The following is a 6,416-nucleotide window of genomic DNA, read 5'->3' as shown; positions in this document are numbered from 1 at the left end:
GACGGGGCGGTCGGACATCGAAGCTTCGACTGTAGGTGAGGGGAGCGGCGCCGCGGGCGCTGCGGATGGCGCGCCTCTTAGCATGGGGATTCGCCTGCCTCCTAGCCCGGCGGCGGCGCGGGCCTGGGTCCGCGGCCAACTGGCGGCGCAGGCCGAGCGGCGGGCCCTGTGGGCGCCGGTCGCCATAGGCTGTGGAGCTGCGATCTATTTCAGCCTGCCGCGTGAGCCTATCGCCCTGTTGGCCTGGGCGGTGCTGATCGCGGCGGGCCTGTTGCTGGCCTTAAGGTCGCGCCTTGTCCTGCCGCCGCTGGCGCGGGTGGTGCTGGTGCTGGGCGCCTGCGCCCTCTTGGGCTTCGCCCTGGCCAAGCTGCGCACCGAGGCCGTGCGCGCGCCGGTCGCGCCGGACGGGCGCGGCGTTCAGGTCGTCCAGGCCTATGTGCTGGACGTGGCGAGCCCAGGCCAGGGCGGGCCGCGCCTGCTGCTGGCCCCGATCTCGGTCAGCGGCCTTGCGCCCGCCGACACCCCGATCCGCGCCCGCATCACCCTGCGGCCAGACACACCCATTCCGGCGCCAGGCCAGGTGATCCGGCTCAAGGGCATGCTCAATCCGCCGCCGCCGCCAGCCAGCCCAGGCGCCTATGACTTCGCCCGCGACGCCTTCTTCGAGGGTGTGGGTGGGGTGGGCTTCGCCCTGACCGCGCCGGAGGTCCTGGCCGACCCGGGCGCCGCGCCCTGGCCGCTGCGGCTGCAGATGCAGGTCAACGCCTGGCGCTGGGCGCTCGCCCTTCGCATCGTCGAGGTGCTGGGACCGGAGGAGGGCGGGCTGGCCGCCGCCATGGTCTCGGGACATGAGACCTTCATTCGCAAGGCCCAGGTCGACGCCCTGCGCGCCGCGGGCCTGGCCCACATCATTTCGATCAGCGGCCTCCACATGGCCATCGTCGGGGGCTTCGCCTTTGCGGCGGCGCGCCTGTTCGTCGCCGCCTGGCCGTGGCTGGCGCTCAGGGTGTCAGGCAAGAAGGTCGCCGCGCTGTTCGGCCTGGCCGCTGTGCTGGCCTACCTGGCCCTGTCCGGCGCGCCCAGCCCGGCGGAGCGGGCGGCGATCACTGCGATCTGCGCCTTCGCCGCCATCCTGTTCGACCGCCAGGCGATCAGCCTGCGCACCCTGGCCATCGCCGCGATCGCCATCCTGGCCCTGCAGCCGGAGGCGGTGACCGAACCCGGGTTCCAGATGTCGTTTGCGGCCACCACGGCCCTGGTGGCGCTCGCCGAGCTCTGGCCGCGCCCGATCCGCGAGATCAACACCCCCTGGCCGATCCGCTTCGTCCAGGGAACCGGCCAGTGGTTGCTGGCCAGCCTGGCGGCGAGCTTCGTCGCCGGCCTGGCGACGGGCCCCTTCGCCATGCAGCACTTCAACCGGGTCTCGACCTTCGGCCTGGTGGCCAACCTCGTGGTCGCTCCGATCTCGTCCTTCCTGATGATGCCAGCCCTGGCGGTCGGCGCGGTGCTCGCGCCCCTGGGCCTGGGCGAGGCGCCCCTGGCGGCGGCGGGGTTTGGCATTGAGCTGATGAACAGGGTGGCCACGACCGCCGCGTCGCTGCCCGGCGCCCAGCTGGTGGTGGCCAGCGCCCCAGTCTGGGCCCTGCCGGCGGCCTTCCTCGGGCTGCTCTGGGTGTGCCTGTGGCGGGGGCCGCTGCGCTGGTTTGGCCTGCCCTTGGCCCTTGCGGTGACGCTCGCGCCCCGGCCGCCGTCGCCGGACGCTTGGATCTCCGCCGACGGCGCGACTTTGGCGGTGCGGGCTCAGAAGGCCGCGATCCTGTTGAGGCCGGATGTGAAGCGGTTCGGGGCGGAGATCTGGGCCCGCCGACGCGGGTTGACGGTCGGTGAGACGCCGGAGATCGATCTGGCGAGGCGCGATGGTGGCTATGACTGTGACCGCTGGTCCTGCTTGCCGCGTCCGGGCGCGCCCTCGGTGGCTGCGGTCTGGACCCGTCGCGCCTCGACCATCGACAAGAAGCTGCCGGCCTTTTGCGCCAGCGCCGAGGTCATCGTGATCCGGGGAGAGGTGGCCCCCGACGCCTGCCCAGGACGATTGGTCTTGGGCGAAGCGGATTTCCGCAAAGGGGGATCAGCCGAGCTCTACCGGACGGCGGCCGGCTGGCGGGTGGTCTGGGCCCAGCCCCTGCGCGGCGACAGGCCCTGGACCCGGGGCGTCAGTGATAGCGACGGATGAGGCCGACCAGACGGCCCTGCACCTGCACCTGGTCGGGGCCGAAGATGCGGGTCTCATAGGCCGGATTGGCGGCCTCCAGGGCGATGGACGCGCCCTTCTTGCGCAGCCGCTTCAGGGTGGCTTCCTCGCCCATGACCAGGGCCACGACAATGTCGCCGGAGGTGGCCGCATCGGTCCGACGGATCACCACATAGTCGCCGTCCAGGATGCCGGCGTTGATCATGGAGTCGCCCTGGACCTCGAGGACGAAGTGTTCGCCTGCGCCCAGCATGGTCTCGGCCACGGGCAGGCGGTCGCGCTCCTGCTGGATGGCCTCGATGGGGGTGCCCGCGGCGATCTTGCCCAGCACGGGCAGGTCGCGGGTGTCGTTGGCGGCCGCCATAACCGGCGCGCCCTCGCCGGGCTCCACCAGTTGCGGCTTGAAGGGGCTGCGGCCCTTGGGCGGGGCGGCGGTCGTGGCCTGCTGCGGCAGCTTCACCACTTCCAGCGCCCGGGCGCGATGCGGCAGGCGGCGCAGGAAGCCGCGCTCTTCCAGCGCGGTGATCAGCCGGTGAATCCCGGACTTGGACGCCAGGTCCAAGGCCTCCTTCATCTCATCGAAGGACGGCGAAACGCCGGTCTCCTTGATCCGCTCATGGATGAACATGAGCAGTTCGTGCTGTTTGCGGGTGAGCATGACGGCGACCTCGAGGGAACAAAGCGAAAACCCTGCCTTTGTTCTCTAAGCGTTCTTCCTTAATGTCAAGTTACCCACAAGCCCGCTGATCTTTCAGGGCTTTTTCCGACGGTGAAGGGGCGGTTCAGCGACTCAAGGCGGAGAGCCGCGGATAGGTCGCCAGAAAGCGTTCGGCGATAAAGTGGACCACGATGTCGGGGCGTTCGCGCTCCACAAGGTCGGCGGCGACGTCGCGATCGTGCCAGACGAACACTGACCGCGAGAAGTGCTGGGCCATGAAGTCCACGAGGTGGGTGGCCGTGGAATCTCGAAAGATCAGGGCGCGAGGCAGACTTTGGTCCTCGTGGGCGTAGACGGCGAGTTCGCGGGCTCGAACATCGCCCAGACCGACCGGCTCGACCTGGTGGGCGCGCGCCCGGCCGGGACGGATGCTGAAGGCGAGGGCGATCTCCAGCATGTCATTCCAGCGGCCACTGTCGGGATCGGCGTCGAAGACGGCCTTCTGTTCCGGATCGATCTGGACATAGACGTCGCCTTCAAAGCCGATGGCGGCGGGCTTCAGCATGCCGAACTCAAGGGGCGGCGGGATCTGCGCGCCCTGGGCGCGCAGCTTCAGGATCGTCTCGCGGTACAGATGAAAGGCGCCCAGGCCATTCACATGGGTGTCGCCGCGAAAATAGAGCAGACCGTGCGTCTGGAGCGCTGTCAGCCGATCTGCGGGATAGAGGCAGGCTTGAGGGAATCGGCGCGCGAGCCAGGGCGCGGGACGGTCCGGGGCGGGCGGGACGGCTGCCAGGCCGTGCGGGAGCAGGGCCTGATAGGGCACGCTCTTCTCCGGGGTGACCACCATCAGATAGGCGGCGGGCGCCAGCCGGTTCAGCCGCTCTGCCATGTTGGACTCAACCACCGCTTGCTCGTCGGGGGTCCAGCGCGAGGCGCCGAACTGCCAGCTGAGGAAGTCATTGGTGTCGTTGACCAGGAACACCCAGCCGCCTGGAGCGACCAGGGCCTTGCCGGCCTGGGCGGTCTTGGCGGCGGCGACCCTCTCGGCAGGCGTCATCAGCCCAGGAGGGCCCGCGTCGCAGCCTCGACGTCGGCCTGCCGCATCAGGCTTTCGCCGACCAGCATGGCCTTGGCCCCGCTCGTCTCCAGCCGGGCGGCGTCAGCGGGGGTGAAGATGCCGCTTTCGGTGACCAGCAGCGCGTCGCCCGGGATCAGGTCGGCCAGCCGCTCAGTGATGCCGAGGTCGGTCTCGAAGGTGCGCAGGTTGCGGTTGTTGACGCCCAGCAGGTCGGCGCCGAGCTTCACGGCGCGGACGACCTCGTCCTCGTCATGGGTCTCGACCAGGGCGTCCATGCCGAAACGCTTGGCCTCGGCCAGCAGTTCGGCGGCGAGGCTATCGTCCACCATGGCCATGATCACCAGGATGGCGTCGGCGCCCAGGGCGCGGCTCTCGGCCACCTGCCAGGGATCGACCAGGAACTCCTTGCGCAGGGCGGGAAGGCTCGTGGCGTCGCGGGCTGCGGCCAGGTAGGCGTCGGCGCCCTGGAAGCTGGGCGTATCGGTGAGCACCGACAGGCAGGCCGCGCCGCCCCGCTCATAGGCGGCGGCCAGCGACGGCGGGTCGAAGTCGGCGCGGATCAGGCCCTTGGAGGGCGAGGCCTTCTTGACCTCTGCGATCAGGGCCAGGCGGCCAGGCGCGTGCTTGCGCTCCAGGGCGGCCTTGAACCCGCGCGGGGCCGAGGCGGCGAAGGCGGCGCCTTCCAGGTCGGTATAGGACCGGGCGGCCTTTCGCTCGGCGACTTCATCGCGCTTGTAGGCGGCGATCTTGTCGAGAATGTCGCTCATCGGGGGGCGCTCGTGATCTGGGCCAGGGTGTCCAGGGCGGCCAGGGCCGATCCGTCGTCGATGACCTTGGCGGCCAACTCGACGCCTTCGCGCAGGGTCTCGACCCGGTCGCCGACCAGGAAGGCCGCGGCGGCGTTCAGGAGCACGATGTCACGGTAGGCGCCGGCCTTGCCGCCCAGCATCTCGCGCAGAGCCAGCGCGTTCTCCGCCGGGCTGCCGCCGGTGATGTCGGCCAGGGCGCCGCGGGGCAGGCCCACGGCCTCAGGCGTGATGGTGAACAGCCGCACCTGGCCGTCGCGCCATTCGGCGACGCTGGTCTCGCCGGTGATGGTCATCTCGTCCATGCCGCCGCCGTGGACCACCCAGGCGCGTTCGGCGCCCAGGGCGCCAAGGACACGGGCCAGGGGCTCGACCCAGCGGTCGGCGAACACGCCCAGCACCTGGCGTTTGGCGCCGGCCGGATTGGTCAGCGGGCCCAGCAGGTTGAAGATCGTGCGGAAGCCTAGCTCGGCGCGGATCGGCGAGACGTGGCGCATGGCGCCGTGGTGGGCCGGGGCGAACATGAAGCAGACACCGGCCTCGTCCAGGGCCTTGAGCTGCACGGCCGAGGGGGCGGCGATATCGACGCCGAGTTCGGTGAGGACATCGGCGGTGCCGGACTTGGACGACATGGCGCGGTTGCCGTGCTTGGCGACCTTCAAGCCCCCGGCGGCGGCCACGAAGGCCACGGCGGTGGAGATGTTCAGGGTGTGCAGGCCGTCGCCGCCGGTGCCGCAGACATCGATGGTCGGATAGGGCACGTCCAGCGCCACGGCGGCGCGGCGCATGGCCCGCGCGCTGGCGGTGATCTCGCCCACCGTCTCGCCGCGCAGGCGCATGGCGGTGACCGCGGCGGCGATCTGCGCCGGGGTGGGTTCGCCGCGCAGGCAGGCGGCGAAGAAGTCCTGCGCGTCGTCCTCGCTCAGCGTCGCGCCGTCAGCGAGACGGCCGAGCAGCGGCTTGAAGATGTCCGACATCAGGCCTCGGCGGGAACTTGCACGCCGGCCAGGGCCAGGAAGTTGGCCAACAGGTGGTGGCCGCCCTCGGTGGCGATGGACTCAGGGTGGAACTGGACGCCGTGGATGGGGCGGGTCTTGTGCTGGAAGCCCATGACCTCGCCGTCGTCGGTCCAGGCGGTGATTTCCAGGACGTCGGGCATGGTCTCGCGCTTCACCGACAGGCTGTGATAGCGCGTCGCGGTGAAGGGGTTGGGCATGCCGTGGAACACGCCCTTGTCGGTGTGATGGATCGGGCTGACCTTGCCGTGCATCAGGGCCTGGGCGCGGACCACCTCGCCACCGAAGGCCTGGCCGATGGACTGGTGGCCCAGGCAGACGCCCAGGATCGGCAGGTCGGCCGGCGCGGACTCGATCAGCGAGAGGCAGATGCCGGCCTCGTTCGGCGTGCAGGGGCCGGGTGACAGCAGCACCCCTTGCGGCTTCATGCCGAAGGCCTCGGCGACGCTAAGGGCGTCGTTGCGATAGACCACCGTCTCCGCGCCCAGCTCATTGAGATAGTGGACGAGGTTGTAGGTGAAGCTGTCGTAGTTATCGATGACCAGGATCATGCTTCACCTCTAGGCCGCGCTTGGCCCTGCGCCAAGTCTTCGCATTGCATGGA

At 70.3% G+C, this 6,416-nt stretch carries 6 protein-coding genes; 1 reads left to right on the top strand and 5 read right to left on the bottom strand.

The annotated features are described in order from the left end of the window. Window positions 1–82 precede the first annotated feature (82 nt). Window positions 83–2,233 carry a ComEC/Rec2 family competence protein gene (locus ACE3TA_RS21650; RefSeq protein ID WP_374576407.1) on the top strand — a complete coding sequence of 717 codons (2,151 nt, stop codon included), beginning with the start codon at window positions 83–85 and terminating at the stop codon, window positions 2,231–2,233. Here the strand turns inward: ACE3TA_RS21650 and lexA are convergent. From lexA to ACE3TA_RS21625, 5 genes are all read right to left on the bottom strand, one after another. Further along, the gene (lexA, locus tag ACE3TA_RS21645) at window positions 2,214–2,909 is read right to left on the bottom strand and encodes a transcriptional repressor LexA (protein WP_374576406.1); all 696 of its coding nucleotides are present in this window, start codon (window positions 2,907–2,909) and stop codon (window positions 2,214–2,216) included. The genes ACE3TA_RS21650 and lexA overlap by 20 nt on opposite strands. Window positions 2,910–3,033: 124 nt before the next feature. Continuing rightward, the gene (locus ACE3TA_RS21640; protein ID WP_374576405.1) at window positions 3,034–3,894 is read right to left on the bottom strand and encodes a hypothetical protein; all 861 of its coding nucleotides are present in this window, start codon (window positions 3,892–3,894) and stop codon (window positions 3,034–3,036) included. A 74-nt stretch (window positions 3,895–3,968) separates the two neighbouring features. Beyond that, window positions 3,969–4,757 (bottom strand): indole-3-glycerol phosphate synthase TrpC, encoded by a 789-nt coding sequence (trpC, locus tag ACE3TA_RS21635; protein ID WP_374576404.1) that lies wholly within the window; start codon window positions 4,755–4,757, stop codon window positions 3,969–3,971. Further along, window positions 4,754–5,773, bottom strand: a complete 1,020-nt coding sequence (gene trpD / locus ACE3TA_RS21630; RefSeq protein ID WP_374576403.1) for an anthranilate phosphoribosyltransferase — start codon at window positions 5,771–5,773, stop codon at window positions 4,754–4,756. The genes trpC and trpD overlap by 4 nt, the downstream gene beginning before the upstream one ends. After that, window positions 5,773–6,363 (bottom strand): aminodeoxychorismate/anthranilate synthase component II, encoded by a 591-nt coding sequence (locus ACE3TA_RS21625; protein WP_374576402.1) that lies wholly within the window; start codon window positions 6,361–6,363, stop codon window positions 5,773–5,775. The genes trpD and ACE3TA_RS21625 overlap by 1 nt, the downstream gene beginning before the upstream one ends. Between the last annotated feature and the right edge of the window lie 53 nt (window positions 6,364–6,416).

The sequence above is a fragment of the Phenylobacterium sp. genome (assembly GCF_041916435.1).
In the GTDB taxonomy this organism is placed as follows: Bacteria; Pseudomonadota; Alphaproteobacteria; order Caulobacterales; family Caulobacteraceae; genus Phenylobacterium.
The sequence above is the reverse complement of the archived record's forward strand: the minus strand, read 5'-3'. Positions and strand labels throughout refer to the sequence as shown.

Bases quoted from the DNA above. Each gene is read 5' to 3' on its own strand.
- trpD (WP_374576403.1), bottom strand. From the start codon at position 5,773: ATGTCGGACATCTTCAAGCCGCTGCTCGGCCGTCTCGCTGACGGCGCG.
- ACE3TA_RS21650 (WP_374576407.1), top strand. From the start codon at position 83: ATGGGGATTCGCCTGCCTCCTAGCCCGGCGGCGGCGCGGGCCTGGGTC.
- lexA (WP_374576406.1), bottom strand. From the start codon at position 2,909: ATGCTCACCCGCAAACAGCACGAACTGCTCATGTTCATCCATGAGCGG.
- ACE3TA_RS21625 (WP_374576402.1), bottom strand. From the start codon at position 6,363: ATGATCCTGGTCATCGATAACTACGACAGCTTCACCTACAACCTCGTC.
- trpC (WP_374576404.1), bottom strand. From the start codon at position 4,757: ATGAGCGACATTCTCGACAAGATCGCCGCCTACAAGCGCGATGAAGTC.